General features: G+C 48.3%; 1 protein-coding gene. It reads right to left on the bottom strand.

The genetic code is table 11. The features are described 5' to 3' along the window. Window positions 1-205 (bottom strand): transposase (locus Q1A69_RS20305; RefSeq protein WP_299589799.1); only part of this gene is annotated, 205 nt, incomplete at both ends.

Below are 205 nucleotides of genomic sequence, written 5' to 3'. Positions count from 1 at the left end.
GGACGATGTCTTAAGCGACTTGGCTTCTCTGCAATGTGCCATTCCACATCTTTAGACTTCAGTTCTTCGCGCTTTTCTGCCCCGGTGTAACCAGAATCACCCCAGACTCGCTTTTCTTCGCCATGCAGCAATTGACCTGTTGCAGTAATGTCATGCTCATTAGCGGCTGTTGTATCGATACTATGTATGAGCCCGAGAGTGTCAT

This window comes from uncultured Microbulbifer sp. (genome assembly GCF_947498635.1).
In the GTDB taxonomy this organism is placed as follows: Bacteria; Pseudomonadota; Gammaproteobacteria; order Pseudomonadales; family Cellvibrionaceae; genus Microbulbifer; species Microbulbifer echini.
The sequence above is the reverse complement of the archived record's forward strand: the minus strand, read 5'-3'. Positions and strand labels throughout refer to the sequence as shown.